Below are 25,429 nucleotides of genomic sequence, written 5' to 3'. Positions count from 1 at the left end.
CCGACGGGTGAAGGAGGGAGCCGGAGCGATGGGCGACCACAAAGACGACCACAAGGGCCAGTCCCTGCGAGTGGGCGCGGCCGTACGGCGGCGCCGTCGCGCGCTGGAGCTCACCCTCGCCGTCGTGGCCGAACGCAGCGGTCTGTCCGTGCCCTTCCTGAGCCAGATCGAGAACGATCGCGCGCGGCCCAGCACCACCTCCCTGGAGAAGGTCGCCGACGCCCTGCGCACCACCGCGGTCGAACTCCTCGCCGCCGCCGACCCGGCGTGCAGCGTCGACGTCGTCCGCGCCGAAGGCGGCGGCCCGGCGGACGAACCGCACATGCGGTCCCTGGTCCGGGGTCACCACCAGATGCACGCCACGGAGTTCACCGGCGACCACGACGCGGGCCGTGAATTCCAGTACCGCAACGACCAGTTGATGTACGTGGCCGACGGTGCCGTGGAGATCGAGGCCGAGGGCCGCGCCTACCGGCTGGGCCGCGGCGACACGCTGTACCTGACCGGCGGGGTGCGGCACCGCTGGCGGGCGACCGTGTCCGACACGCGCGTGGTCGTCGTCGCGGTGGCCGAACACATCGAGGCGGTCCAGGACCGGTCGCGTCAGTGACCCCCCGGGTCGTCTCCCTGGTCCCCTCGCTCACGGAGGCGGTGGCGCGCTCCGTACCGGGCGCGCTGGTCGGGGCGACGGACTGGTGCACCCACCCCGCGGACCTCGCCGTCGCCCGCATCGGCGGTACCAAGAACCCGAAGACCGATGCCGTCCTCGCCCTCCGCCCCGACCTGGTGATCGCCAACGAGGAGGAGAACCGCGCACCCGACCTCGCCGCCCTGCGCGCCGCGGGCGTCGAGGTCCTGGTGACCGAGGTACGGGACGTGCCGCAGGCCTTCGAGGAGCTGGCCCGGGTACTGGCAGCATGCGGGTCGGTGTCCCGCCCCCGCTGGCTCGACGAGGCGGAGTCGATCTGGACGTCCCTTCCCGAGCCACGGACCCGCACCACGGCCGTCGTACCGATCTGGCGCCGCCCCTGGATGGTGCTGGGCCGCGACACCTTCGCGGGTGACGTGCTGGCCCGTCTGGGTGTGGACCATCTCCACGCGGCCCGCCCCGAGCGCTACCCGACCATCCCCGTAGGGGAGTTGCGGGAGGCCCTCCCGGACGTGGTCGTACTCCCCGACGAGCCCTACCGGTTCACCTCCGACGACGGCCCGGAGGCGTTTCCCGGTCTGCCCTGCGCACTCGTCAGCGGACGTCATCTCACCTGGTACGGGCCGTCGTTGGCCGAGGCGCCACGCGTGCTGGGCGCGGCCCTGCGAGCAGTTCGCCGCTGACCAGACCGCGCGCGGTGTGCACGGCGGCGGTGCCCCAGGCGGTGACGAGAACGACGTACAGACCGACCGCCAGCCAGTCGTATACGACCAACCCCGTGTGCCTGGCCAGCGCTTCGGCCCCCGTGACACAGGTGCCCACCGGAAAGGTGAAGGCCCACCACGTCATCGCGAACCGCATCCCGTGCCGGCGCGCCCGCACCACATACGCGGTCGCGAGCCCGAACCAGAGCAGCGCGAACCCCATCACGGGCACGCCGTACAGCACGGCGAGCACCTCGAACCCCTCGCTGTACGGGGCCGGTACGACCCCGGGTGCCACGTCCGCGAACTTGCCCACGGCGGTGGTGGACTGCCCGAGCGGCCCCAGCACCAGGAAGAGCGTCGGCGTGAGCGCGAGCGGCAGCGGCCCACCGGTGATCAGCCGACCGAAAACCACCGGCAGCATCATGAGCGTGGCCAGCAGACTGACCCCGAACATCGCGACACACGCCAGCAGCAGCGTCTCCCGCGCCTGCCCGGCCGGCAGATGCGGCACGAGCAGCGGCCCGAGCGCGGCCGACACCATGGGTGCGACGAGCGGCAACAGCCATACGGGCGAGGCGTCGGCCGCGTCCACCTTCTGTCGTACGGCCATGAGGTACGGGACGGCGACGGCCGACGCGAGCCCGACGACCGTCCCGGCGCTGAACAGCACGGCATCGAGAGCGACCGCGTTGTGCAGCCCGATCAGGTCCCGCCCGACGGTGACGGCACCGCCGCCGACGGCCAGCAGAGCCATGGCGAGACAGCCGTAGAAGGGTGCCATGGCCGGGTCGAGGAGATGGGCGCGGGCCTGGTCGCCGTGGTGGGTCCAGTGCAGGGCGCGGGCGACGAGCAGGGCCAGCAGGAGGACGAGCGAGAGGGCCCAGATGCCCGCGCAGACACTGCGGAGGCCGGGGACGGCGACCGGCAGGGCCGATCCCGCGGTGGCGACGATGGCGGTGCCCATGACGGATGCGTACCAGTTGGGTCCGAGGTGACGGACGGACCTGGCGTGCGGGGGGCGTGCGGTGGCACGCGTGAGGGGGTGGGCTGCGGTGACCATGCCTCCACGGTCTCGCCGGGCGGGAGCCGGTACCAGGGAGGACATGTCTATGGGGGCATAAACTGAGGTTATGGGCAAGGGCATGGACGACAAGGACGAGGGGGCCGAGCGGGCCGAGGCAGCTGAGACGGTGACGTCCGCCGGGCCGCTCGCGCATCGGGTGCCGGACCTTGGCGCGCTGGAGTTGTTGCTGGCGGTGGCCCGGCTCGGGAGTCTGGGTGGGGCGGCGCGTGAGATGGGGATCTCGCAGCCGGCGGCCAGTAGCCGGATCCGTTCCATGGAGCGGCAGTTGGGGGTGGCGCTGGTCGACCGTTCGCCGCGGGGGTCCCGTCTGACGGACACGGGGGCGTTGGTCACGGACTGGGCCCGGCGGGTGGTGGAGGCGGCGGCGGCCTTCGACGCGGGGGCGCAGGCGTTGCGGGTGCGGCGGGACTCGCGGTTGCGGGTGGCGGCGAGCATGACGATCGCGGAGTACCTGCTGCCGGGGTGGCTGCTTGCGCTGCGCGCGCAGCGGCCGGACACGGCGGTGTCGCTGCTGGCGGGGAACTCGACGGTGGTGGCGGGGCGGGTGCTGTCGGGGGAGGCAGATCTTGGTTTCGTGGAGGGGGTCAGTGTCCCCGCCGGTCTGGACTCGGCGGTCATCGCGCACGATCACCTGATCGTGGTGACTGCGCCGGGGCATCCGTGGGCTCGGCGTCGACGGGCGTTGGAGGCTGGGGAGTTGGCGGCGACGCCGTTGATCTTGCGAGAGGAGGGGTCGGGGACGCGGCAGGTGCTGGACGCTGCGCTGGGGGGTCTGGCGCGGCCGTTGATCGAGCTGTCCTCGACGACGGCGGTGAAGGCGGCGGCGGTGAGTGGGGCGGGGCCGGCGGTGTTGAGTGAACTGGCGGTGGGGGAGGAGTTGGCTGTGCGGAGGCTTGTGCGGGTTCCTGTTGACGGCGTGGCGTTGGCGCGTTCGCTTCGGGCGGTGTGGCCGACGGGTCACCGTCCGGTGGGGCCGGCGAGGGAGCTCTTGTCGCTGACGCGAACCTGACTTTCCTCGCCCCCGCCGCCCCTACCCGTCCCATCCTGGGGCTCCGCCCCAGACCCCGCTCCTCAAACGCCGGAGGGGCTGGAATGTGCGGACCGGCACTTTGAAAGCCATGGTCCGCACCACTCAGCCTGTCCGGCGTTTGAGGACGAGGCCGTTCAGGCCGAAGCGGGGGTCTGGGGGCGGCAGCCCCCAGAAGGATGGGACGGGTAGGGGCGGCGGGGGCGAGAAAGGTTATTGCGTTGCCGCATCCACCAACGCCCGCATCACCCTCAAGTCCTCCCCCATCTCCGGATGCCACTGAACCCCCAGAACCCACCCCGAGGCCCGCGGCAGCTCAACCGCCTCCACCGTCCCGTCCTCCGCGTACGCGCACGGCACGAGCCCCGCCCCCAACCGATCCACCGCCTGGTGGTGGAAGGTCGGTACCGACGTCTCCTCCGGGACCGCGGCCGCGTACAGCGTCCCCGGCACCGGCTTCACCGGGTGTCTGCCGAAGACCCCGGGAGTCTCCGCGTGCCCGTCGATGTGCTGGATCAGCGTGCCGCCCAGGGCGACGTTCAGTACCTGCATTCCCCGGCAGATACCCAGCAAGGGGACGCGCGCAGCGAGAGCCGCGTCCACCAAGGCCAGTTCCCACGCGTCCCGAACCCGCGCCGCCGGCCCCGTACGGGCGTCCCGCTCCGCGCCGTACCGCGTCGGCTCGACGTCCGGGCCTCCCGCGATCACCAGCCCGTCCAAGCGGGACACGGCCGCCGCCGCATGCTCCGGCGCGTCCGGCGGGAGCATCGCCGCCAGGCCGCCCGCCTGCTGCACAAGGCGCGGATAGCCGGCCGGCAGCAGGGCCGCCTCCAGCTCCCACAGGCCCCAGCGCGCGCCGGACTCCAGATACGTACTCACGCCGATCAGTGGCCGTCGTCCGGTCACGGACCCTCCCTAAAAGGTGCAGTTCACTACCTTTGAATGCCTACGCCAAGAAGCCCCTGAGCAGCGCCGCGGTCCCCCCGCAGTGCTCCCGCATCATCTCCCGCGCCCCGTCCGCGTCCCCGTCCAGCACCGCCTCGACCAGCGCGCTGTGCTGGCGCTGGGAGTGTTCGAGGTTGCGGACGAGGAGCGGGATGCAGTCGAGCAGGTCGTTCACCGTGGCCCGTACCGCCGCGTACTGCGCGGTCAGCGTCGGCGAGCCGCACAGCTCCGCGAGGGTGAGATGGAGCATGGTGTCGAGGCGGCGGTAGTCCGCCAGCGGAGCGTCGTGCGTGCGGGACAGTGCCTCGCGCAGGCGGTCCGACTGGTCCGGCGTCAGGCCGTGCGTCGCGCACAGGCCCGCCGCCCCGACCTCCAACACCTCCCGGAAGCGCAGTACGTCCTCTATGTCGACCTCCGTGCTCCGCCGGCGCAGTTCGTCCTCGCCCCCCGCGTCCGACTTCGGCAGTACGAACGTCCCGCCGTACCGCCCCCGCCGCGACTCCACGAGCCCCTGGTCCTGGAGCACCTTGAGCACCTCGCGCAGGGTCACCCGGCTGATCCCCAGCCGCTCCGCCAGTTCCCGCTCGGCCGGCAGCCGCTCGCCCCCGGGCACCAGGCCCAGCCGTACGACCTGCAGGATCTGTTCCAGGGCCTCCTCGAAACCGTTCCCCGCCCGCACCGGTCGCAGCACCGGCGTCAATCGGTCCTCCAGGTCGCCCTCCGGATCCACCGACATCCCACCGCACCCCCTTCCCAAGCAATGGTTCTCGGCAATACCTTATGGCTTCCGGCCCGGCCGAAGAAGCGCGAAGAAGCCGAAGGAGCTTTCCGTGGCAGACCGCACACCCCCGCTCGGCGTCGAGGAGCTGCACGCCCTCGTCGCCGGCGGTGAGATCGACACTGTCGTCCTGGCCTTCCCCGACATGCAGGGGCGCCTCCAGGGCAAGCGGTTCGCCGCCCGCTTCTTCCTCGACGAGGTCCTCCACCACGGCACCGAGGGCTGCAACTACCTCCTCGCCGTCGACACCGAGATGAACACCGTCGAGGGCTACGCCATGTCGTCGTGGGACCGGGGGTACGGCGACTTCGCCATGCATCCCGACCTGTCCACCCTGCGCCGGGTGCCCTGGAACGCCGGTACGGCCATGCTCATCGCCGACCTCGCCTGGAACGACGGCTCCCCGGTGGTCGCCGCCCCGCGTCAGATCCTCCGCCGCCAGCTGGAGCGCCTCGCCGAACACGGCTTCACCGCCCAGGTCGGTACCGAGCTGGAGTTCATCGTCTTCAAGGACACCTATGAGGCGGCCTGGGACGCGAACTACCGGGGGCTCACGCCCGCCAACCAGTACAACATCGACTACTCCGTGCTCGGGACCGGGCGGATCGAGCCGCTGTTGCGTCGGATCCGGAATGACATGGCGGGCGCCGGTCTCACCGTCGAGTCCGCCAAAGGCGAGTGCAATCCCGGGCAGCACGAGATCGCCTTCCGCTACGACGACGCCGTGGTCACCTGCGACCAGCACGCGATCTACAAGACCGGCACCAAGGAGATCGCCTCCCAGGAGGGCGTGTCGATCACCTTCATGGCCAAGTACAACGAGCGCGAGGGCAACTCCTGCCACATCCACCTCTCCCTCGCGGACGCGGCCGGCAACAACGCCATGGCCGGGTCCGGGTCCGACGGGATGTCCGAGGTCATGCGGTACTTCCTCGCCGGGCAACTCGCCGCGCTGCGGGACTTCTCGTTGCTCTACGCCCCCAACATCAACTCCTACAAGCGGTTCCAGCCGGGTTCGTTCGCCCCGACCGCCGTCGCCTGGGGGTACGACAACCGCACCTGCGCGCTGCGGGTCGTCGGGCACGGCCGCTCCATGCGGTTCGAGAACCGGCTCCCAGGCGGGGACGTGAATCCCTATCTCGCGGTGGCGGGGCTCGTCGCGGCCGGGCTGCACGGCATCGAGCAGAAGCTGGAGCTGCCCGAGGCCTGCGCGGGCAACGCCTACAGCGCCGACTACGCGCACGTCCCCACCAACCTCCGCGAGGCGGCCGAGATCTGGGAGAACAGCCCGATCGCCCGCGCCGCCTTCGGCGACGAAGTCGTCGCCCACTACCGCAACATGGCCCGCGTCGAGCTGGACGCCTTCGACGCAGCGGTCACCGACTGGGAGCTGCGCCGCTCCTTCGAACGTCTGTGAGAGGTCCCGAGTTGTCGTACGAGCATGAGCTGACGGTCCTCAATCCGGCGACGGAAGAGGTCGTCGCGACCGTCCCCGCCGCCACCGAGGCCGACGTGGACGCGGCCGTCGTGCGTGCCGCCGCGGCCCAGGCGAAGTGGGCCGCGCTCCCGCCCGCCGACCGGGCCCGCCAACTGCGCCGGTTCGCCGACGTGGTGGACGAACACGTCGAGGAACTGGCCCGGTTGGAGGTGCGCGAGGCGGGCCACCTGCTCGGCAACGCCCGCTGGGAGGCCGGCAACGTCCGCGATCTGCTCGCCTACGCGGCCGGGGGAGTGGAGCGGCTGACCGGACGTCAGATCCCGGTGCCCGGCGGCCTCGACGTCACCCTCCTCGAACCGCTGGGTGTGGTCGGGGTCATCGCCCCGTGGAACTTCCCGCTGCCGATCGCCGCCTGGGGCACCGCCCCCGCGCTCGCCGCCGGCAACGCGGTCGTCCTCAAGCCCGCCGAGACGACCCCGCTCACCGCCCTGCGGCTGGCCGAACTCGCCCTGGAGGCAGGGCTGCCGGAGGGCCTGTTCCAGGTACTGCCCGGTCACGGCCACACCGCCGGACGCGCCCTCGTCGACCACCCCGGCGTGGCGAAGATCGTGTTCACCGGCTCCACCCGCACCGGCCGCGAGGTCATGGAGCGCTGCGCCCGCCTGGTCAAGCCGGTCACCCTCGAACTCGGCGGCAAGAGCCCCAACATCGTCTTCGCCGACGCCGATCTCCCCACCGCCGTCGACCCGTTCTCGTTCCTCGACAACTCCGGCCAGGACTGCTGCGCCCGCACCCGGATCCTGGTCCAGGAGTCCGTGTACGACGAGGTCCACGCACTGCTCGCCGACGCGCTGGCGGGTGTGGTGGTGGGCGACCCGGCCGACGAGAAGACCCAGATGGGTCCGCTGATCTCCCGCCAACAGCTCGACCGCGTACGGTCGTTCGTGCCGGACGACGCCCAGGCACTGCGCGGCAGCGCGCCCGACGGGCCCGGCTTCTGGTTCGCCCCGACCGTCCTCACCGGGGAGCGGCCCGACTCCACGGCGGCCCGCGAGGAGATCTTCGGCCCGGTCGCCGTCCTGCTGCCCTTCACCGACGAGGCCGACGCGATCCGCCTCGCCAACGACACCCCCTACGGCCTCGCCGGCTCCATCTGGACCCGCGACCTCGGCCGCGCGCTGCGCGTCTCGCAGTCCGTCCGGGCCGGCAACCTGTCCGTCAACTCCCACTCCAGCGTCCGCTACTGGACCCCCTTCGGCGGTTACAAGCAGTCCGGCATCGGCCGCGAGCTGGGTCCGGACGCCCTGACCGCCTTCACCGAGACCAAGAACGTCTTCATCAGCACGGAGGGCCCCGCACAGTGACCGAACAGACTGTCTGCCGTCGACTCGTCGGCCGTACCGCCGTCATCACCGGAGCCGGCAGCGGCATCGGCCTCGCCACCGCCCGCAGGCTCGCCTCCGAGGGCGCGTACGTCGTCTGCGGCGACGTCGACGAGACCAGCGGCAAGGCGGCCGCCGACGCGGTCGGCGGCCTCTTCGTGAAGGTCGACGTGACCGACCCGGAACAGGTCGATGCCCTCTTCAAGGCGGCCTTCGACACCTACGGCAGCGTCGACATCGCCTTCAACAACGCCGGTATCTCGCCGCCCGACGACGACTCCATCCTGGAGACGGGACTTGAGGCCTGGAAGCGCGTCCAGGAGGTCAACCTCACCTCCGTCTACCTGTGTTGCAAGGCCGCGATCCCGTACATGCGGCAGCAGGGCAGGGGCTCCATCATCAACACGGCGTCCTTCGTGGCCCGGATGGGCGCGGCGACCTCGCAGATCTCCTACACCGCGTCCAAGGGCGGCGTACTGGCCATGTCCCGTGAACTGGGCGTGCAGTTCGCGCGGGAGGGCATCCGCGTGAACGCGCTGTGCCCGGGGCCGGTGAACACCCCGCTGCTCCAGGAGCTGTTCGCCAAGGATCCCGAGCGGGCCGCCCGCCGGCTCGTCCACATCCCGGTCGGCCGGTTCGCCGAGGCCGACGAGATCGCCGCCGCGGTCGCCTTCCTGGCCAGCGACGACTCGTCCTTCGTCAACGCCACCGACTTCCTGGTGGACGGCGGCATCTCGGGCGCGTACGTCACACCCCTGTAGGAAGGCCCGGCAGCCGTGTACGACCTCCGCCACCCGTCCTAGGGTGGCGGAATGAGCATGTCGCCCCCGCCCGGCTGGTACCCCGACCCGTCGGCCCCCCACCTGCAACGCTGGTGGGACGGCACGGCCTGGACCGAGCACTGGCAGGCGCCCGGGGCCCCCGTACCGGGGCCCGCCGCGGGTACCGGCCGGGCGAAGGTCGTCGCGATCACCACGGCCGGGGCCGTGCTCGTCGCGGCGATCGTCACGGGCGCGTTCTTCATGGGACAGGACGACGACTCGGACGGCGCACAGGCCCAGACCGCGCCGACCACCGTCCCCTCGACACCGCCGAGCGACAGCCCGTCACCGTCACCGTCCGCCGCGGACCCGTCCGTCGTGGTGGACCAACTCAACGGCATCACCCTGCCGTTGCCCGACGGCTGGGTCAGGCCGCAGTACGTCTCCGAGGACGATGTCGTCATGACCACACCCGGCACCTACGACTGCCCGGGCGACACGGGCCTGTGCCGGCACGGCCTGGTCATCTCGCGTACGGTGACCGCGAATGCCGAGACGTCCCCCAGGACGCTCGCCGAGCAGGACATATCGAAGGCGGCCGACGACGCCTACGACCGCGACGAGATCGGCCGCCGCCCCTACGGCGGCCTGAAGTCACACCAGTTGGTGAAGTCGGGCCAGGTCGCGGTGGCCGGACGCGCCGGGTACTTCGTGCGCTGGCGCGTGCAGACCGCCAAGGGGCCTGGCGGATACGTCGAGTCCCTCGTCTTCCCCGCGAGCGTCGGCACCGAGTCACCGGTCCTGGTCCGCTTCGTCTTCGACGCGGGCGCCGACGGGCCGCCGCTCGCCGACATGGACCGGATCACGCGGGGCATCCGGTCCGTCGACGACGCGGGCACGGGCGGCGGGGTGGGCAGCAGCATCGGCCCGACGAACTGACCCGCACCGACCGGGAGTCGCCCTACAGGAACGTGTGGCCCTCGCCGCGATACGTCGGCACGGTCGCCGTCACCGCGTCCCCCTCGATGAGATGCAGCACGTCGAACCGTTCGCACAGCTCGCCGGCCTTGGCGTGCCGGAACCACACCTTGTCGCCGAGCAGCAGATCGTCGGCGGGCGGGCCGAGCAGCGGCGTCTGGACCTCGCCGGGACCCTCCTGGGGGTCGTAGCGCAGCCCCTCCGGCAGGTACGGCACCGGGAGCCGGTCGGCGCCGGCCGCACCCGAGGCCGGATAGCCGCCGCCGAGCACCGTCACGACACCGACGCCCGGCCTGCGGACGACGGGCATGGCGAACAGGGCGGCCGGACGGCCGGTGAAGGACGTGTAGTTGTCGAACAGCCGGGGGACGTACAGCCCCGAGCCGGCCGCGATCTCGGTCACGGCGTCCTCGGCGGCGGTGGACTGCACACTGCCGGTGCCGCCGCCGTTGACGAACTCCAGGTCGGGCACGACGGCCCGGACCGCGCGCACCACCTCGGCGCGCCGCTCGGCCAGCTCCCGGCGGGCGGTGGCCTGCATCAGCCGGATGGCACGCGAACGCATCGGCCGGCCCGAGACGGCGTCCCCGACGCCCGCGATATGACCCTCGTACGCCATGATCCCGACGACCTTGAACCCCGGCCGCCGGGTCACCGCCCTTGCCACGTCGGCGACTTGGGCGGGGGAGTGCAGCGGGGAGCGGCGGGCGCCGACCCGCACCCGGCCGCCGAGCAGCTTCAGCGAGGTGTCCAACTCCAGGCAGACACGGATGACTTCGCGTCCGCCGCCGCGCGCCTCGTCGATCAGCCGGAGCTGGGCCGGATCGTCGATCATGACGGTCACGGCGGCGGCGAGCTTGGGGTCGGCGGCCAGCTCGGCGAAGCCGGCGCGGTCGGCGGAGGGGTAGGCGAGCAGGACGTCGTCGAATCCGGAGCGCGCCAGCCACAGGGACTCGGCCAGGGTGAAGGACATGATGCCCGCGAAGCCGTCCTTCGCCAGGGCGCGTTCCAACAGGGTCCGGCAGCGTACGGACTTGCTGGCGACGCGGATCGGCTTGCCGCCGGCGCGGCGGACGAGGTCGTCCGCGTTGGCGTCGAAGGCGTCCAGGTCCACGATGGCGAGAGGGGCGTCGAGATGGGCCGTGGCCCGGTCGTAACGGGCCCTGTCGGCGGAGCGCGCAGTCATGAACGAAGCCTGCCAGACAGGATTACCGCAGGGTAGGGGGACGTTCCGGGCAGAAGCCCCGGGGTGGGCCACTGGTTCCCGTTCCGCGCGGGCCAACCCGTAGAGTGACGCGCACGCATGGCGGAACGCGCCGGGTCACCACCGCGCCGGGATGTCGGTCCTTCCGTGCGGGTATGCGTGTCCGGGACGGACTTGCCGACGCCTTGACCGGGCGTTGAGCACGACGGCGACGGGGTGCGTAAGAGTAGTCGGCCCGGGCGCGAGGAAACGGGGGGTGCATGAGCACGGAAGCGCGGCACGCCTCCAACCCTCAGCGCCGCACGCCCCCTGGCACGCCTGGAGAGACCTCGCCGGAACCGACCCATGAGAACGGCACGACGCCGTCTCCGGAGAACGCGAACGGTACGGCGCCCGCAGGGGCCGGCGCCGGGTCGTCGGACCGGGCTTCCATGCCGGGCGCCGGGAGCGCGTGGAGCGCTGCCGAGTCCGGTGGCGGGGCCTCGGGCGGGGCTTCGGGGAACGAGTGGGGAGCGATGGACGGGACCTCCTCGGCCACGGAGACCGGTGGCTCGCGGGGATCACGAGGGCCCCGGGGGTCCGCGCCGGGTACGTCGACCGCCGCGGGCGGTTCCGGTGGCGTCTGGTCACCCTGGCGGGGAAGCCGCCCCTTCGACGCCTTCGCGGAACGCCCGAGTCCCAGGAACGCGGGCGCGCGGACGGAGCCGGGGAGCGGAGCCGAGGGCGAAGCGCCGGCCGGCGAGTTCGACGCACCGACCCACCCGCGCTTCCCGAACCTGCGCTCCCCGCAGGACACGGGCACGACCCCCCTGCCCCCACCCCAGGCATCGGCCCGCTTCCCGGACGTCCCACCACCGCCCGCCGGCGATCCGGCGCGGGGCGCTGACGGCAGAGGAACGGCAGTCCGGGGTGCTGACGGCGGAGGAACGGCTGCGCCGGGCAGTACCGCACAGAGCGCGGGCGCCCAGGGCAGGACGGCGCCGCCGGCCCCCGCGGTACCGCCGCGACCGAGCAACCGCCCCACGCCACCGTTCCGCCTGATGCACCCCACGCCGACCGAAACGGGCCAGGACCCCACGAGACGCGTGCGCTCGTCCTCGGCGGAGCCGTCGCCCGGATCGGCCCCCCGCCGCCCCGGCTCGCCCCCGTCCGGCTCCGGACGATCGACCCCACCACCGGCACCGCCCCGCACCAGCCCTCCAGGCTGGCCCGCCCCGGCACGTCCGGCAGCCCGCCCGGGCTCCCCGTCGACTGATCCGACCCGTACCCCCGGCGCCACCGCGCCTTCGTCGCGTACCACCCACCCGGACTCCACACCCGAGGGCAAGACCGGTACTCCGTACGCGCCCCCGCCGCCCCGTCAGGGCTCCGCGTCGGCTGATTCCGGCCGTGCTCCGGGTTCGGGTGGCCGTTCCGGCTCCGCGTCGGCTGATTCCGGCCGTGCCCCGGGTTCGGGCAGCCGCTCCGGCTCCGTGCCGGTGGATCCGGCTCGTGCCCCGTATTCGGCTCCGGGTGCCCGTCAGGGTTCCGCCCCCGCCGACACCGGCCGTGCGTCGGGCTCAGCCGTGCCTCCGCGGCCGGAGAGCCCTCCGGGCTCCGTGTCCGGTGACGGTGCCCGTGGCGCCTATTCGGCTCCGCCTTCCGGGCTGGGCTCGGCTCCTGTCGATGGTGGTCGTGGGCCGGGTTCGGGAGCGCCCTCGGGGGCGAGCGGTCGCTCGGGTTCAGCGCCCGTCGATTCCGCTCGTACCCCGTACTCGCCCACTCGCCCGGGCTCCGCCCGTACTCCAGGACCGGTCGTGCCTCCGCGGCCGGGCTCCGCGGCCGGCGACGCCCCGTATCCGCCGGCGTCCTCCCGACCGGACTCCGCCTCCGCCCGTACCCCCGGCTCAGCCGTCCCTCCGGCTCCGGCCGTCCGCCCCTCCCCGGCGTCAGATTTCGTCGAGGACTTTGCCGACACCCCACGTTCGGGACCGGGCGCTCGCCCAGGGGCCGCCCCGGTCGTCGCTCCCGTCTCCGACGACTCGACCTACGCCCACAGCGCCCCGCCGCCCCCGCCCGTGCCGCCCGCGCCGACGGATTCCCCGCGTTCGGAGGGGGCCGTCGGGGTCGCTCCCGATCCCGCGCTGAACTGGAGTGCGCCCGTCGCGCCCGGGGCCGGCAGGCCGGTCGTGTCGTTCGGGGAGCCAGAGGGGTACGACGAGCGGGTGCGGGCGCGGCCGTTGGGGGTGCGGATACCGCCGCGGGTCGCCGCCGTCGCCGTGTGCATCGTGCTGGGGCTCGGCCTCATCGGCGGTGCGGTGACCGGGAGTTGGCTGGTCGGGGACTCGGGGGACGGGGGTACGCGGGACACGTTCAGCGCCGCCGCCGGGTTGTGGCACAGCGTGCCCGTCGACCGGCTGTTCCCCACCACCGTGCAGGGACAGGGCGCCGGGCCCGGCGGTGCCGACCGGACCTGGACCCGGATCGCCGTCGCGCCGGACAGCGGCTGTCGGAACGCCTTCGACCCGCTGCTCAAGAAGGTGCTCGCGCCCGTCGGGTGTCAGCGGCTGCTGCGCGCCACCTACACCGACTCCACCCAGAGCTTCGTCACCACCGTGGGACTGCTGTTCACCAACGCCGACGCCGTCGGCATGAAGTCCCTCGCCACCCGTTTCCAGCGCGAGGCCCTGGGACGCCGTACCGACCTGATGCCCCTCCCGTACGCCGCGAAGGGCACCGTCGCCGCAGGGTTCGGCGGCAAGCAGCGTGCCTCCTGGATCGTGTCCGTCCTCACCGACGCCCCCGTCGTCGCCTACGCCGTCTCCGGCTGGTCCGACGGCCGCAGCGTCGACACCCCGCAGCCCGCCGAGGAAGCCATGAAGTCCGGCGCCACCACGCCCCCCGCCCAGGCCGGCCTCGGCCACGAGGCCCAGGGTCTCGCCGACCGGATCGAGCGTGCCCTGCGCAAGGACGTGAGCAGCCCCGCCTCGGAGCAGCCCTCATGACGCGCCGCGGCAGCAGGGTCGGGGCGCTGAGCGTGCTGCTCGCCGCCTCCCTCGCCCTCATACCCTCCACCGCCGCCCACGCCGACGGCATCCGCGCCCAGCAGTGGGCCCTCGACGCCCTGCACACCCAGCAGGCCTGGCAGACCACCAAGGGCAAGGGCATCACCGTCGCCGTCCTCGACACCGGCGTCGAGACCGACCACCCCGACCTCGTCGGCAACGTGCTCCCGACCCAGGACATGATCGGCTTCGGCGCCAAGGAGGGCGACCGCGCCTGGGCCCGGCACGGCACCGCCATGGCCGGCATCATCGCCGGCCACGGACACGGCCCCGGCAACGGCGACGGAGTCCTGGGCATCGCCCCCGAGGCGAAGATCCTCCCCGTCCGCGTGATCCTCGAGGACGGCGACTCCGCCCGCGCCAAGGCCCGCAGCACCCGCGGCAACGCCCTCGCCGAGGGCATCCGCTGGGCCGCCGACCACGGCGCCGACGTCATCAACCTCTCCCTCGGCGACGACTCCGCCTCCGCGCACCCCGAACCCACCGAGGACGAAGCCGTCCAGTACGCGCTCAAGAAGGGCGTGACCGTCGTCGCCTCCGCCGGAAACGGCGGTGAGAAGGGCGACCACGTCTCCTACCCGGCCGCCTACCCGGGCGTCATCGCCGCGACCGCCGTCGACCGCTACGGCACCCGCGCCGCGTTCTCCACCCGCCGCTGGTACGCCACGGTCAGCGCCCCGGGCGTCAACATCGTCATCGCCGACCCCGACCACCGCTACTACGAGGGCTGGGGGACCAGCGCCGCGTCCGCCTTCGTCTCCGGAGCCGTCGCCCTCATCAAGGCCGCCCACCCGGGACTGACCCCGGCCCAGGTCAAGAAGCTCCTGGAGGACACCGCCAGCGACGCCCCGACCGGCGGCCGCGACGACTCCCGCGGCTTCGGCATGATCGACCCGGCCGCGGCCATCAAGGCGGCCGGCGCGCTCGAGCCGGAGGGCCTCAAGGCCGCCTCGTACGGGGAGAAGTACTTCGGCGAGGGGCCCGACGCCCCCAAGTCCGATGACGACACGAGCAGTTGGGCCGCCCCGCTGGCCGGTGCAGCCGGCGGCCTGCTGCTCGTCGCGGCGGTGGTCGTGTGGCGCGGACGCCGACCCCGCGAGGAAGACTTCTAGCCCCGAGGGCTGCTAGACCCGGGGTGACGCCGAGGCGGAGGTCTCCCCGGCGAACACCGACACCGTCGCCCTCGCCGCCGCCTCGACCAGCGAAATCCCCTTCGCCTGCGTCGAGTTGCCCTTCGACAGCACGGCCACCAGATAGTCGTGGCCGTCCGTCGCCGTCACGCGCCCGATGCTGTTGATGTCCCACAGACCCGTGGTGCTCCGGGCCAGCCAGCCGTTCTTCAACGCCCACGCGGAACCGTCGGCCGCGGCCGACACACCCCAGTGCTGATCGGTGGCTATCTCGCCCATCAGCCCCTGCACATACGTCCGTGAGGCCTCGCTCAGCTCCGAGTCGTCCCCGAACACCTGCTGCAACAACGTGAGTTGATCCGCGGCCGTGGTCTGGGTCAGCCCCCACAGCGCCCCGTCGCCGCCCTCGGTGCCGGTGAGCCCGAGCTTCTTGTTCGCCGCGTCGAGGCCGCCCGCCTTCCCGATGATGTCCCACAGGGCGGACGCGGAGGCGTTGTCGCTGTTCTCGATCATCGAGGTGGCGTAGGTCTTCTCCTGCGCGGTCAGCCGCGTCCCGGCCTCCTGGTGCTGAAGCAGCAGCGCCGCCAGGATGTCGACCTTGACGACGCTCGCCGTGTCGAAGGAGCCGTCCCCGTACGTGGCGCTGTCGCCGGAGTCCACGTCCAGCACCGCCACCGAGACCTTCGCGTCGCCAGTGACGGCCACGGACTTCATGGCCTTCGCCAGCAGGGCGTCGAGATCGACCGTCGGTTCCGCCACGGGTTCCACCGATTCCTCCCCGTCCGCCGAGGCCGAGGAGGTGGCCGACGGCAGCGCCGTCGACGATACGGGGCTCGTACTGCCGGTGTGCGCCTGAGCCTTCACGTACACCGTCCCCGCCGCCGTACCGCCGACGATCGTGACGGCTGCCAGGGCGGTGTACAGCAGCGGGCGGGTCCGGGACGGGCGGGCGCGGCGGCCGCGGGCTCTGGAGGACTCCATGCCCGCGATGCTCGTCCCGGTGACTGTGCGCGCCGTTAGACGCACGTTAGAGGTGTGTCAGGGATATCTGAGAAACCCGTGAAAGCGGTGTCGGCCAGGTTTCCGGACCCGCACAGGCCCAGCAGCATCCCCCCTATAGGGTCGATGACCGTGGCGAACAAGAACATTCCCGACCCCGGCTTCTCCGACGACGACGGCTCCGCCGACCCCCGGCTGAGCGCGGCACTCGCGGCCTGGGCCGAGGACCGCGGCGCCGTGGGACCCGTCCTGGCGGCGCTTCAGAACGCCCGGCTGCTGGTCCCCGTCGTCGCCGTGCTCGGCGAGGTCGAGGAGGACGAGAACGGGCTGCGCCGCGAGAAGACCAGCGACATGGCCGTGCCGACCCTCAAGGCCGGCTCCCGCACCGCCCTGCCCGCCTTCACCTCCACCGAGTCGCTGGCCCGCTGGGACCCGGAAGCCCGCCCCGTCGCCGTACCCCTGCACCAGGCGTTGCAGGCCGCCGCGCACGAGAAGGCCGACACCGTCGTCCTCGACCTGGCGGGACCGGTGCCGTACGAGCTGACGGGGGCCGCGCTGCGGGCGCTCGCCGAGGGGCGTACGACGGCCGACCCGCTCGCCGATCCGGCCGTACGGGAGGCGGTACGCACCGCGGTCGCCGCCGAGTCCGCCGTGCTGCGCGCGCATCTCGGGCCCGGACAGGCCGACGGCACCCTGGCCCTCGTACTCGACCCGGCCGCCGCTCCGGCCGAGACCGCCCGCGCGGTCGCCGAGCGGCTCGCCGCCTCGGAAACACTCAGGGCCCGCCTGGTCCGCGGCCTCGACCTGGCACTGCTGCCGGCCGGGGCGACGCCACCGGGCGAGCCCTTGTACGTACGAGGGTGAGGGGGTGCAAGGGGAGGACGGCGGTCCGGCCGTCAAGAGGACAGGCCCTAGCCGTAGATCGGGCCCGTGTACTTCTCGCCCGGGCCCTGGCCCGGCTCGTCCTTGACGAGGGACGCCTCGCGGAAGGCCAGCTGGAGCGACTTCAGGCCGTCCCGCAGCGGGGCCGCGTGGAAGGAGCTGATCTCGGTCGCGCTCGCGTCCAGCAGACCGGCCAGGGCGTGCACCAGCTTGCGGGCCTCGTCCAGGTCCTTGTACTTGTCGCCCTCCTCGGTGAGACCGAGCTTCACCGCGGCGGCGCTCATCAGATTGACGGCGACCGTCACGATCACCTCGACGGCGGGGACCTCGGCGATGTCGCGGGTCATCTCGTCGAAGCCGGGGGAGTCAGGCGTGTCACTCATAGGCCTCACCCTAGAGCGCGGCGCACGGCGATTCGCACCACCCCCTGGTAGCTGCTAACCTTGTGTGACGACCGGCCGGACGCTTATGTGCCCGGCCCTCAAGTGGAGGCTCCGATCTCCCACCCAGCTGTCCTCCGGGACGGCGGGTCACCCCGGTCAGGCGGCCGCCATCGTTCCGTACGGACGATGGAGTCGCCCGAAAGTGCGCCCCGCGATCCCTCGCGGCGGTGCTCCGGTAGTGCTTGGAGCCCCGCCTTGTGATCGTCCGGGGCATTTTTTGTGCTTCGGCGCGGTTAGGTCTGTCAAAAGACAAACGCGGCTGTCCGCCAGACCGCCGTGTGGTGCTAACCGAGGAGGATCCATCAGCGCCGAGCCCCGCATCAACGACCGGATTCGCGTTCCCGAGGTGCGACTTGTCGGTCCCAGTGGCGAGCAGGTGGGCATTGTCCCGCTGGCCAAGGCACTGGAGCTTGCGCAGGAGTACGACCTGGACCTGGTCGAGGTCGCGGCGAACGCCCGTCCGCCCGTGTGCAAGCTCATGGACTACGGGAAGTTCAAGTACGAGTCGGCCATGAAGGCCCGTGAGGCGCGCAAGAACCAGGCGCACACGGTCATCAAGGAGATGAAGCTCCGGCCGAAGATCGACCCGCACGACTATGACACCAAGAAGGGTCACGTCGTCCGGTTCCTCAAGCAGGGCGACAAGGTCAAGATCACGATCATGTTCCGTGGTCGCGAGCAGTCCCGGCCCGAGTTGGGCTACCGACTGCTGCAGCGTCTCGCGGAGGACGTCCAGGACCTCGGGTTCATCGAGTCGAACCCGAAGCAGGACGGCCGAAACATGATCATGGTTCTCGGTCCGCACAAGAAGAAGACCGAGGCGATGGCCGAGGCCCGCCAGGCGCAGGAAGCCCGCAAGGCAGAAGCGAAGGCCAACCCCGGCAAGTCGCAGAACGCCGCGGAGACCGACCTCGCCGACGGCGAGCTCGCCGAGGAAAGCGTCGAGGCTCCGGCCGAGGCGACTGCCGAGGCGTGATCCCGGGGGACGCGAGTCCCCAGGACATAACCGATACAAGCGACGCTCCACCGTGCCCGGTTGTCGCAACCGGGCACCGGAGCGCCACCGACGAGGAGATACGGCGCTATGCCGAAGAACAAGTCGCACAGCGGTGCCAGTAAGCGCTTCAAGATCACCGGCTCCGGCAAGGTGCTCCGCGAGCGTGCCGGCAAGCGCCACCTGCTCGAGCACAAGTCGTCCCGTGTGACGCGTCGCCTCACCGGCAACGCCGAGATGGCCCCGGGCGACGCCAAGAAGATCAAGAAGCTTCTCGGCAAGTGACGTACGCGGCGCTCCGGTTGAGCGCCGTACGTCTGGACCGGGACCCCATCGATTCCGGGCCGTGTGAGTCCAACCACGGCCCCGCTACAAGGAGTTAACAAGTGGCACGCGTCAAGCGGGCAGTCAACGCCCACAAGAAGCGCCGGGCGATCCTCGAAGCCGCCTCCGGCTACCGCGGTCAGCGTTCGCGCCTGTACCGCAAGGCCAAGGAGCAGGTCACCCACTCGCTGGTCTACAACTACAACGACCGCAAGAAGCGCAAGGGCGACTTCCGTCGGCTGTGGATCCAGCGCATCAACGCCGCTGCCCGCGCCAACGGCATCACGTACAACCGCTTCATCCAGGGTCTGAACGCGGCGAACATCGAGGTCGACCGCAAGATCCTCGCCGAGCTGGCCGTCAACGACGCCGGTGCGTTCGCCGCGCTGGTCGAGGTTGCGCAGAAGGCTCTGCCGAGCGACGTCAACGCGCCCAAGGCTGCGTGATCGCTGCGCTGGCTCTGGCCGGCGTCACTGTGTGGACCCGTGGGTTTCTGCCTGCGGGTCCATTGCGTTGAGTGGTGCGGGTTTGTTCGGCACCGCCGTTGGCCGCCGTCGTGGTTGATCGCCGTTGCGGCGGAGAAGACTTCGCGGCGGAGCATTGGTACGGAAAGTGAGTTGGATGTCTCCCGTCAGCCCTGACCTGATCTCTCCCCGTTCTCCCCGCGTCTCCGCCGCTCGGCGGCTGGCCAAGCGGAATTTTCGGGGGAAGGAGCGGCTGTTTCTCGCTGAGGGGCCGCAGGCCGTGCGGGAGGCCGCCGGGTTCGGGGACACGCTCGTCGAGTTGTTCGCCACCGTGGAAGCCGCGGAGCGGTACGCCGACATCGTCGGTGAGGCGCGCGATGTCGGCGCCCGGGTGCATCTCGCCGATGAGCAGGTCATCGCCGACATCTCAACCACCGTCACCCCGCAGGGGCTTGTCGGGATCTGTCGGTTCCTCGACACTCCCTTCGACGAAATCCTCGCCGCGCGGCCCAAGTTGGTCGCCGTGCTCGCCAACGTGCGGGATCCCGGGAACGCGGGGACCGTCCTGCGGTGCGCCGATGCCGCCGGGGCCGAGGCCGTCGTACTGACCGATGCTTCTGTGGATCTCTACAACCCGAAGGCTGTTCGGGCTTCCGTCGGGTCTCTCTTTCATCTGCCCGTCGCCGTCGGCGTTCCCGTCGAGGAGGCCGTGGCAGGGCTGAAGGGGATCGGGGTGCGGATCCTCGCGGCCGACGGGGCCGGGACCGACGACCTCGACGACGAGCTGGACCAGGGGACCATGGGCGGGCCGACCGCGTGGGTGTTCGGGAACGAGGCGTGGGGGCTTCCGGAGGAGACCCGCGCGCTCGCGGACGCCGTGGTGCGCGTTCCGATCCACGGGAAGGCCGAGAGCCTGAACCTCGCCACCGCCGCCGCCGTATGTCTCTATGCGTCGGCCCGTGCACAGCGCGCCTCCGGAGGGTGCCGCTCCGTCACCGAGAGCTAGTAGGGTGACCAGCTCGGGAGCCACCTGCGCCGGTCGAAAGGCGGGATACGGGGATATGAGCGTCGGCACGAGCAGGGCGCGGGGAGCACGTGACGTGCGGCCCGGACCCGTGCCCCCGCACGGCGACCCCGCAGGGCTCGGCATCGATCCCGACGATCTGCCCGACGGACTCGTCGTCGCCGACGAGCACGGCCAGGTCATCTGCTTCAACGCGGCGGCCGAGCGCATCACCGCGGTCCGCGCCGCGGACGCCCTGGGCCGGCGGCTGGAGAAGGCCCTCCCGTTAGAGGACCTGGAAGGCCGCCGCTGGTGGCAGCTGACCGACCCCTACGGCGGCCTCGCCACCCGGGTCCGCCAGCCCGAGCGCAACCTCCTGCTGCCCGGCGGACGAGAGGTCCTGGTCTCCGCGCGCTATGTGCGCGACGAACCCACCGGACCCGTCCAGCGCTTCGTCGTCTCCCTGCGGGACACCGAGGCCCGCCGCCGCACCGAGCGCAGCCACGCCGAGCTGATCGCCACCGTCGCCCACGAACTGCGTTCCCCGCTCACCTCCGTCAAGGGCTTCACCGCCACCCTGCTGGCCAAGTGGGAGAGGTTCACCGACGACCAGAAGCGGCTGATGCTGGAGACCGTCGACGCCGACGCCGACCGCGTCACCCGGCTCATCGCCGAGCTGCTCGACATCTCCCGCATCGACAGCGGCCGCCTGGAGGTGCGCCGCCAGCCCGTCGACATGGGGGCCGCCGTCGGCCGGCACATCCAGGCGTACGTCGCCGCAGGTCAGCCCGCCGACAAGTTCCTGCTGCGGATCGAGCAGCCGCTGCCCGCCCTGTGGGCCGACCCGGACAAGGTCGACCAGGTGCTCAGCAACCTGCTGGAAAATGCCGTGCGCCACGGCGAGGGAACCGTCACCATCGACATCACGCCCTCGGCGTCCCCGCGCGAGCGGGAGGACGCCGCCGGCACGTCGGTCACCGTGGGCGACGAGGGCACCGGCATCCCGGAGGAGTCCATGAACCGCGTCTTCACCCGCTTCTGGCGGGGCAGCAAGCGCGGCGGCACGGGCCTCGGGCTCTACATCGTCAAGGGCATCGTCGAGGCCCACGGCGGCGCCATCACGGTCGGCCGCGCCCCTGGTGGCGGCGCCGAGTTCCGATTTACGTTGCCCGTGGGCACCCCGGCGTATCTCCAGTAGCCGCCGACGAGGCCCCACGGGCGCGGTCACCTGTCTCACCCCCGTTAGACTCGGCCTTTGGCACCTTTGCGTCCCCGTTTCAGGTCTCATCAGGTCTCAGGGACGACGCGTCCCCCCGAGTCGGGACGGGGACCATCCGCCAGCCAACCGGAAGCACGGGAAGAGATGTCGGCACCGAATAAGTCGTACGACCCTGTAGAGGTCGAGGCCTTGAAACCGGAAGAGATCGAGCGCATGCGGGACGAGGCGCTCGCCGCCTTCGCCGCCGCCGGTGACCTCGACGCGCTCCAGGAGGCCAAGGTCGCCCACACCGGCGGCACCTCCCCGCTCGCCCTCGCCAACCGCGAGATCGGCGCGCTGCCCCCGCACGCCAAGGCCGCCGCCGGCAAGCTGGTCGGCCAGGCCCGGGGCGCGGTGAACAAGGCGCTCGCCGCCCGCCAGACCGAGCTGGAGGCCGAGCGCGACGCGCGCGTGCTGGTCGAGGAGGCGGTGGACGTCACGCTGCCCTACGACCGCGTGCCGGCCGGCGCCCGCCACCCGCTGACCACCCTCTCGGAGCGCATCGAGGACGTCTTCGTGGCCATGGGCTACGAGGTCGCCGAGGGCCCCGAGGTCGAGGCCGAGTGGTTCAACTTCGACGCCCTCAACATCGGTCCGGACCACCCGGCCCGCGGCGAGGCCGACACCTTCTTCGTCCAGGGCCCTGACGGTGGCACCGAGTCCGGTGTCGTGCTGCGCACCCACACCTCGCCCGTCCAGATCCGCTCGCTGCTCGAGCGCGAGCTGCCGGTCTACGTGATCTGCCCCGGCCGCGTGTACCGCACCGACGAGCTGGACGCCACCCACACCCCGGTCTTCCACCAGGTCGAGCTGCTCGCCATCGACGAGGGCCTCACCATGGCCGACCTCAAGGGCACCCTCGACCACATGGTCCAGTCCCTGTTCGGCGCGGGCATGAAGACCCGGCTGCGGCCGAACTTCTTCCCGTTCACCGAGCCGTCGGCCGAGATGGACATGCTCTGCTACGTCTGCAAGGGCGAGTCCGTCGGCAACCCCGACCGCCCCTGCCGCACCTGCTCCTCCGAGGGCTGGATCGAGCTGGGCGGCTGCGGCATGGTCAACCCCAAGGTGCTGACCGCCTGCGGTGTGGACCCCGAGAAGTACAGCGGATTCGCCTTCGGGTTCGGCATCGAACGGATGCTGATGTTCCGCCACAACGTCGAAGACATGCGAGACATGGTCGAGGGTGACGTCCGGTTCACCCGGCCGTTCGGGATGGAGATCTGATGCGGGTCCCGCTTTCCTGGCTGCGGGAGTACGTCGACCTGCCGGCGACCGAAACCGGCCGTGACGTCCAGGCCAAGCTCATCTCGGCGGGCCTGGAGGTCGAGACCGTCGAGCACCTCGGCGCCGACCTCAAGGGTCCCCTCGTCGTCGGCCGGGTGCTGACGATCGAGGAGCTGGAGGGCTTCAAGAAGCCGATCCGGTTCTGCACGGTCGACGTCGGCACCGCCAACGGCACCGGTGAGCCGCAGGAGATCGTCTGCGGCGCCCGGAACTTCGCCGTCGGCGACAAGGTCGTCGTGGTCCTGCCGGGCGCCGTGCTGCCCGGCGGCTTCGCGATCGCCGCCCGCAAGACCTACGGCAAGACGTCCCACGGCATGATCTGCTCCAGCGACGAGCTGGGCATGGGCGACGACGGCACCCACGGCATCATCGTGCTGCCGCCGGAGACCGAGGTCGGCAAGGACGCCATCGAGTTGCTCGAACTGGTCGACGAGGTCCTGGACATCGCCGTCACCGCCAACCGCGGCGACTGCCTCTCCATCCGCGGCGTGGCCCGCGAGACCGCCGTCGCGTACGGCCTGCCGCTGCGCGACCCGGCGCTGCTCGACGTGCCCGGCCCGAACGCCTTCGGCTACCCGGTGAAGGTCGCCGACCCGGTCGGCTGCGACCGCTTCACCGCCCGCACGGTCACCGGGCTCAGCCCGGAGGCCCGCTCGCCGATCTGGCTCCAGCGACGGGTGCAGAAGGTCGGCATGCGCCCGATCTCGCTCGCCGTCGACGTCACCAACTACGTGATGATGGAGCTCGGCCAGCCGCTGCACGCCTACGACCGCGGACTGGTCCACGGCACCATCGGGGTCCGCCGGGCCGAGCAGGGCGAGAAGCTCGTCACCCTCGACGGCGTCGCGCGCACGCTGCACGCCGAGGACCTGGTCATCACCGACGACCGCGGACCCATCGGGCTCGCGGGCGTCATGGGCGGCGCCAACACCGAGATCGCCGACCACGAGGACACCGAGAACGCGACGAGCGACGTCGTGATCGAGGCCGCGCACTTCGACGCGGTGTCGATCGCCCGCACCGCCCGCCGCCACAAGCTGTCCTCCGAGGCGTCCCGGCGCTTCGAGCGGGGCGTCGACCCGCAGGCCGCGGCCGCCGCCGCGCAGCGCACCGTCGACCTGCTCGTGCTGCTCGCCGGCGGCACCGCCGAGGCCGGCGTTACCGAGATCAGCGCGCCGTCCGCGCCGCACACCATTGCCGTCCCGGCCGACCACCCGGACAAGGTCGCGGGCGTCGACTACGGCCGCGAGACCGTCGTGCGCCGGCTCCAGCAGATCGGCTGCGACGTGTACGGGCAGGACGAGCTGATCGTCACCGTGCCGTCCTGGCGGCCCGACCTGATGGCGATCAACGACCTGGCCGAAGAGGTCATCCGCCTGGAGGGCTACGAGAACCTGCCCTCCACGTTGCCCCGGCCCCCGGCCGGGCGTGGCCTGACCCGCCGGCAGCGACTGCACCGCCGGGTCGGCCGGGTGCTCGCCGGTGCCGGATACGTCGAGGCGCCGAACTACCCGTTCGTCGGCGAGCAGGTCTTCGACCAGCTCCTGCTGGCGGCCGACGACCCGGCCCGCCGTGTCGTCAAGCTGACCAACCCGCTCAACGACGAGGAGCCCGCGCTGCGTACGTCGCTGCTGCCGGGCCTGCTCGGCGCGCTGCGGCGCAACGACGGCCGGGGCGCGCACGACCTCGCGCTGTTCGAGACCGGACTGGTCTTCCACCCGGCCGAGGAGCAGCGCACCGCCGTGTCCCTGCCCGTCGACCGGCGTCCCACCGACGAGGAGATCGCCGAACTGGACGCGGCGCTGCCCGAGCAGCCGCGCCATGTAGCCGTCGTCCTCGCGGGCGCCCGCGAGCAGGCCGGCTGGTGGGGCAAGGGCCGGCCGGCCGACTGGGCCGACGCGGTCGAGGCGGCCCGCGCGGTCGCCCGTGAGACCGGCGCCGAACTCGTCGTCCGCCAGGGCCAGTACGGTCCCTGGCACCCCGGCCGCACCGCCGAACTCGTGGTCGTCACCGACGGCGTCGAGCAAGTCGTCGGCCACGCGGGCGAGTTGCACCCGCGCGTGATCAAGGCGCTGAGCCTGCCCGCGCGCACCAGCGCGATGGAGCTGAACCTGGACGCGCTCGCGGCGGTCGGCGACGACACCCCGCAGGCGCCCCGGATCTCCTCCTTCCCGGTCGCCACGCAGGACGTCGCGCTCGTCGTCGCCCGCGAGGTACCGACGGCCCAGGTCGAGGCCGCGCTGCGCGAGGGCGCGGGTGAACTCCTCGAATCCATCCGGCTGTTCGACGTCTACGAGAACGACGAGCAGCTCGGTGCGGGCAACAAGTCGCTGGCGTACGCGCTGCGGTTCCGCGCGTCCGACCGGACGCTGACCGTGGACGAGGCCTCGGCGGCCCGGGACGCGGCGGTCGCCCTCGCAGGCGAGCGGGCGGGAGCGGTACTGCGCGGCTGAGGCCCGTACCGGCGACTGTGCCGGTGGCCGCAACAGCGGTTGTGGCGATGGCTGTTCGGCTCATGGCCCTGGTCATGGCCTGAACGGCCACCGTCGGTCACGTCACTCATATGGGTGACAATTCCGGGCGATCTGGTCCTCCCGGGCCATGTGGTCGACAGAATCGGACCGGCCTTTCGGGGCCGGTCCGATCTG

The 25,429-nt window shown here is 72.0% G+C and carries 22 protein-coding genes and 1 pseudogene; 17 read left to right on the top strand and 6 right to left on the bottom strand.

Annotation, left to right across the window (positions count from 1 at the left end; translation table 11 throughout):
• Positions 1-28 precede the first annotated feature (28 nt).
• Together ACWD5F_RS21430 and ACWD5F_RS21425 are read left to right on the top strand one after the other, a co-directional pair.
• Positions 29-610 carry a helix-turn-helix domain-containing protein gene (locus ACWD5F_RS21430; protein ID WP_451256350.1) on the top strand — a complete coding sequence of 194 codons (582 nt, stop codon included), beginning with the start codon at positions 29-31 and terminating at the stop codon, positions 608-610.
• On the top strand, positions 607-1,332 hold the full coding sequence (locus ACWD5F_RS21425) for a helical backbone metal receptor (RefSeq protein ID WP_451256348.1): 726 nt from the start codon (positions 607-609) through the stop codon (positions 1,330-1,332). The genes ACWD5F_RS21430 and ACWD5F_RS21425 overlap by 4 nt, the downstream gene beginning before the upstream one ends.
• Here ACWD5F_RS21425 and ACWD5F_RS21420 read toward each other — a convergent pair.
• The gene (locus ACWD5F_RS21420; protein ID WP_451256346.1) at positions 1,259-2,416 is read right to left on the bottom strand and encodes a TDT family transporter; all 1,158 of its coding nucleotides are present in this window, start codon (positions 2,414-2,416) and stop codon (positions 1,259-1,261) included. The genes ACWD5F_RS21425 and ACWD5F_RS21420 overlap by 74 nt on opposite strands.
• 82 nt (positions 2,417-2,498) lie before the next feature.
• Between ACWD5F_RS21420 and ACWD5F_RS21415 the strand changes: the two genes are divergently transcribed.
• Complete coding sequence (locus ACWD5F_RS21415) at positions 2,499-3,449, top strand: LysR family transcriptional regulator (protein WP_451256765.1); 951 nt, start codon at positions 2,499-2,501, stop codon at positions 3,447-3,449.
• Between the two features lie 231 nt (positions 3,450-3,680).
• On the opposite strand, the gene ACWD5F_RS21410 is transcribed toward ACWD5F_RS21415, so the two are convergent.
• Positions 3,681-4,373, bottom strand: a complete 693-nt coding sequence (locus ACWD5F_RS21410; RefSeq protein WP_451256344.1) for a gamma-glutamyl-gamma-aminobutyrate hydrolase family protein — start codon at positions 4,371-4,373, stop codon at positions 3,681-3,683.
• 40 nt (positions 4,374-4,413) lie between these two features.
• Positions 4,414-5,148 carry a FadR/GntR family transcriptional regulator gene (locus ACWD5F_RS21405; RefSeq protein ID WP_450355173.1) on the bottom strand — a complete coding sequence of 245 codons (735 nt, stop codon included), beginning with the start codon at positions 5,146-5,148 and terminating at the stop codon, positions 4,414-4,416.
• A gap of 94 nt (positions 5,149-5,242) precedes the next feature.
• Here ACWD5F_RS21405 and ACWD5F_RS21400 point away from each other — a divergent pair, with 94 nt between their 5' ends.
• From ACWD5F_RS21400 to ACWD5F_RS21385, 4 genes are read left to right on the top strand one after another with little or no spacing between them, the layout of a single operon-like run.
• Positions 5,243-6,607, top strand: a complete 1,365-nt coding sequence (locus tag ACWD5F_RS21400; protein ID WP_451256342.1) for a glutamine synthetase family protein — start codon at positions 5,243-5,245, stop codon at positions 6,605-6,607.
• Between the two features lie 11 nt (positions 6,608-6,618).
• The gene (locus ACWD5F_RS21395) at positions 6,619-7,992 is read left to right on the top strand and encodes an aldehyde dehydrogenase family protein (RefSeq protein WP_451256340.1); all 1,374 of its coding nucleotides are present in this window, start codon (positions 6,619-6,621) and stop codon (positions 7,990-7,992) included.
• Positions 7,989-8,771: a 3-oxoacyl-ACP reductase gene (locus tag ACWD5F_RS21390; protein WP_451256338.1), complete on the top strand. Its 783-nt coding sequence runs from the start codon at positions 7,989-7,991 to the stop codon at positions 8,769-8,771. The genes ACWD5F_RS21395 and ACWD5F_RS21390 overlap by 4 nt, the downstream gene beginning before the upstream one ends.
• A 57-nt stretch (positions 8,772-8,828) precedes the next feature.
• Entirely contained in the window at positions 8,829-9,710 is an 882-nt protein-coding gene (locus ACWD5F_RS21385) for a DUF2510 domain-containing protein (RefSeq protein WP_451256763.1), read from the top strand.
• A 22-nt stretch (positions 9,711-9,732) separates the two neighbouring features.
• Here the strand turns inward: ACWD5F_RS21385 and ACWD5F_RS21380 are convergent, their stop codons facing one another.
• Positions 9,733-10,935, bottom strand: a complete 1,203-nt coding sequence (locus ACWD5F_RS21380; RefSeq protein ID WP_451256336.1) for an amino acid deaminase/aldolase — start codon at positions 10,933-10,935, stop codon at positions 9,733-9,735.
• A gap of 2,186 nt (positions 10,936-13,121) precedes the next feature.
• Between ACWD5F_RS21380 and ACWD5F_RS21375 the strand changes: the two genes are divergently transcribed.
• Complete coding sequence (locus ACWD5F_RS21375) at positions 13,122-13,937, top strand: hypothetical protein (protein WP_451256334.1); 816 nt, start codon at positions 13,122-13,124, stop codon at positions 13,935-13,937.
• On the top strand, positions 13,934-15,109 hold the full coding sequence (gene mycP, locus ACWD5F_RS21370) for a type VII secretion-associated serine protease mycosin (protein ID WP_451256332.1): 1,176 nt from the start codon (positions 13,934-13,936) through the stop codon (positions 15,107-15,109). The genes ACWD5F_RS21375 and mycP overlap by 4 nt, the downstream gene beginning before the upstream one ends.
• A gap of 12 nt (positions 15,110-15,121) precedes the next feature.
• Here mycP and ACWD5F_RS21365 read toward each other — a convergent pair whose 3' ends face one another.
• A complete protein-coding gene (locus ACWD5F_RS21365; RefSeq protein WP_451256330.1) occupies positions 15,122-16,108 on the bottom strand; it encodes a serine hydrolase in 987 nt (328 codons plus the stop codon).
• A 150-nt stretch (positions 16,109-16,258) separates the two neighbouring features.
• Between ACWD5F_RS21365 and ACWD5F_RS21360 the strand changes: the two genes are divergently transcribed.
• Positions 16,259-16,990: an SseB family protein gene (locus ACWD5F_RS21360; RefSeq protein WP_451256328.1), complete on the top strand. Its 732-nt coding sequence runs from the start codon at positions 16,259-16,261 to the stop codon at positions 16,988-16,990.
• Positions 16,991-17,037: 47 nt separating this feature from the next.
• Here ACWD5F_RS21360 and ACWD5F_RS21355 read toward each other — a convergent pair whose 3' ends face one another.
• Positions 17,038-17,391 carry a DUF1844 domain-containing protein gene (locus tag ACWD5F_RS21355; RefSeq protein ID WP_451256326.1) on the bottom strand — a complete coding sequence of 118 codons (354 nt, stop codon included), beginning with the start codon at positions 17,389-17,391 and terminating at the stop codon, positions 17,038-17,040.
• 336 nt (positions 17,392-17,727) lie between these two features.
• Between ACWD5F_RS21355 and infC the strand changes: the two are divergent.
• From infC to pheT, 7 genes and pseudogenes are all read left to right on the top strand, one after another.
• Positions 17,728-18,427 (top strand): annotated as a pseudogene (infC, locus tag ACWD5F_RS21350) (translation initiation factor IF-3).
• A 108-nt stretch (positions 18,428-18,535) separates the two neighbouring features.
• Positions 18,536-18,730: a 50S ribosomal protein L35 gene (rpmI, locus tag ACWD5F_RS21345; RefSeq protein ID WP_019065473.1), complete on the top strand. Its 195-nt coding sequence runs from the start codon at positions 18,536-18,538 to the stop codon at positions 18,728-18,730.
• A gap of 101 nt (positions 18,731-18,831) precedes the next feature.
• Entirely contained in the window at positions 18,832-19,215 is a 384-nt protein-coding gene (gene rplT / locus ACWD5F_RS21340; RefSeq protein ID WP_019066261.1) for a 50S ribosomal protein L20, read from the top strand.
• 175 nt (positions 19,216-19,390) lie between these two features.
• The gene (locus tag ACWD5F_RS21335) at positions 19,391-20,239 is read left to right on the top strand and encodes a TrmH family RNA methyltransferase (RefSeq protein WP_451256324.1); all 849 of its coding nucleotides are present in this window, start codon (positions 19,391-19,393) and stop codon (positions 20,237-20,239) included.
• A 55-nt stretch (positions 20,240-20,294) separates the two neighbouring features.
• The gene (locus ACWD5F_RS21330) at positions 20,295-21,434 is read left to right on the top strand and encodes a sensor histidine kinase (protein WP_401725011.1); all 1,140 of its coding nucleotides are present in this window, start codon (positions 20,295-20,297) and stop codon (positions 21,432-21,434) included.
• A 165-nt stretch (positions 21,435-21,599) separates the two neighbouring features.
• Entirely contained in the window at positions 21,600-22,721 is a 1,122-nt protein-coding gene (pheS, locus tag ACWD5F_RS21325) for a phenylalanine--tRNA ligase subunit alpha (protein ID WP_124002743.1), read from the top strand.
• Positions 22,721-25,234: a phenylalanine--tRNA ligase subunit beta gene (gene pheT, locus ACWD5F_RS21320; protein WP_451256321.1), complete on the top strand. Its 2,514-nt coding sequence runs from the start codon at positions 22,721-22,723 to the stop codon at positions 25,232-25,234. The genes pheS and pheT overlap by 1 nt, the downstream gene beginning before the upstream one ends.
• Positions 25,235-25,429 lie beyond the last annotated feature (195 nt).

It is taken from the genome of Streptomyces sp. NPDC002499 (genome assembly GCF_053595415.1).
This window is presented reverse-complemented; position numbering and strand designations above follow the sequence as displayed.

What these genes read in the sequence shown, in the direction of transcription:
- ACWD5F_RS21430 (WP_451256350.1), top strand. Translation starts at nt 29, where the DNA reads ATGGGCGACCACAAAGACGACCACAAGGGCCAGTCCCTGCGAGTGGGC.
- ACWD5F_RS21420 (WP_451256346.1), bottom strand. Translation starts at nt 2,416, where the DNA reads ATGGTCACCGCAGCCCACCCCCTCACGCGTGCCACCGCACGCCCCCCG.
- ACWD5F_RS21415 (WP_451256765.1), top strand. Translation starts at nt 2,499, where the DNA reads ATGGACGACAAGGACGAGGGGGCCGAGCGGGCCGAGGCAGCTGAGACG.
- ACWD5F_RS21405 (WP_450355173.1), bottom strand. Translation starts at nt 5,148, where the DNA reads ATGTCGGTGGATCCGGAGGGCGACCTGGAGGACCGATTGACGCCGGTG.
- ACWD5F_RS21385 (WP_451256763.1), top strand. Translation starts at nt 8,829, where the DNA reads ATGTCGCCCCCGCCCGGCTGGTACCCCGACCCGTCGGCCCCCCACCTG.
- ACWD5F_RS21380 (WP_451256336.1), bottom strand. Translation starts at nt 10,935, where the DNA reads ATGACTGCGCGCTCCGCCGACAGGGCCCGTTACGACCGGGCCACGGCC.
- mycP (WP_451256332.1), top strand. Translation starts at nt 13,934, where the DNA reads ATGACGCGCCGCGGCAGCAGGGTCGGGGCGCTGAGCGTGCTGCTCGCC.
- ACWD5F_RS21365 (WP_451256330.1), bottom strand. Translation starts at nt 16,108, where the DNA reads ATGGAGTCCTCCAGAGCCCGCGGCCGCCGCGCCCGCCCGTCCCGGACC.
- ACWD5F_RS21355 (WP_451256326.1), bottom strand. Translation starts at nt 17,391, where the DNA reads ATGAGTGACACGCCTGACTCCCCCGGCTTCGACGAGATGACCCGCGAC.
- rpmI (WP_019065473.1), top strand. Translation starts at nt 18,536, where the DNA reads ATGCCGAAGAACAAGTCGCACAGCGGTGCCAGTAAGCGCTTCAAGATC.
- ACWD5F_RS21335 (WP_451256324.1), top strand. Translation starts at nt 19,391, where the DNA reads ATGTCTCCCGTCAGCCCTGACCTGATCTCTCCCCGTTCTCCCCGCGTC.
- ACWD5F_RS21330 (WP_401725011.1), top strand. Translation starts at nt 20,295, where the DNA reads ATGAGCGTCGGCACGAGCAGGGCGCGGGGAGCACGTGACGTGCGGCCC.
- pheS (WP_124002743.1), top strand. Translation starts at nt 21,600, where the DNA reads ATGTCGGCACCGAATAAGTCGTACGACCCTGTAGAGGTCGAGGCCTTG.
- pheT (WP_451256321.1), top strand. Translation starts at nt 22,721, where the DNA reads ATGCGGGTCCCGCTTTCCTGGCTGCGGGAGTACGTCGACCTGCCGGCG.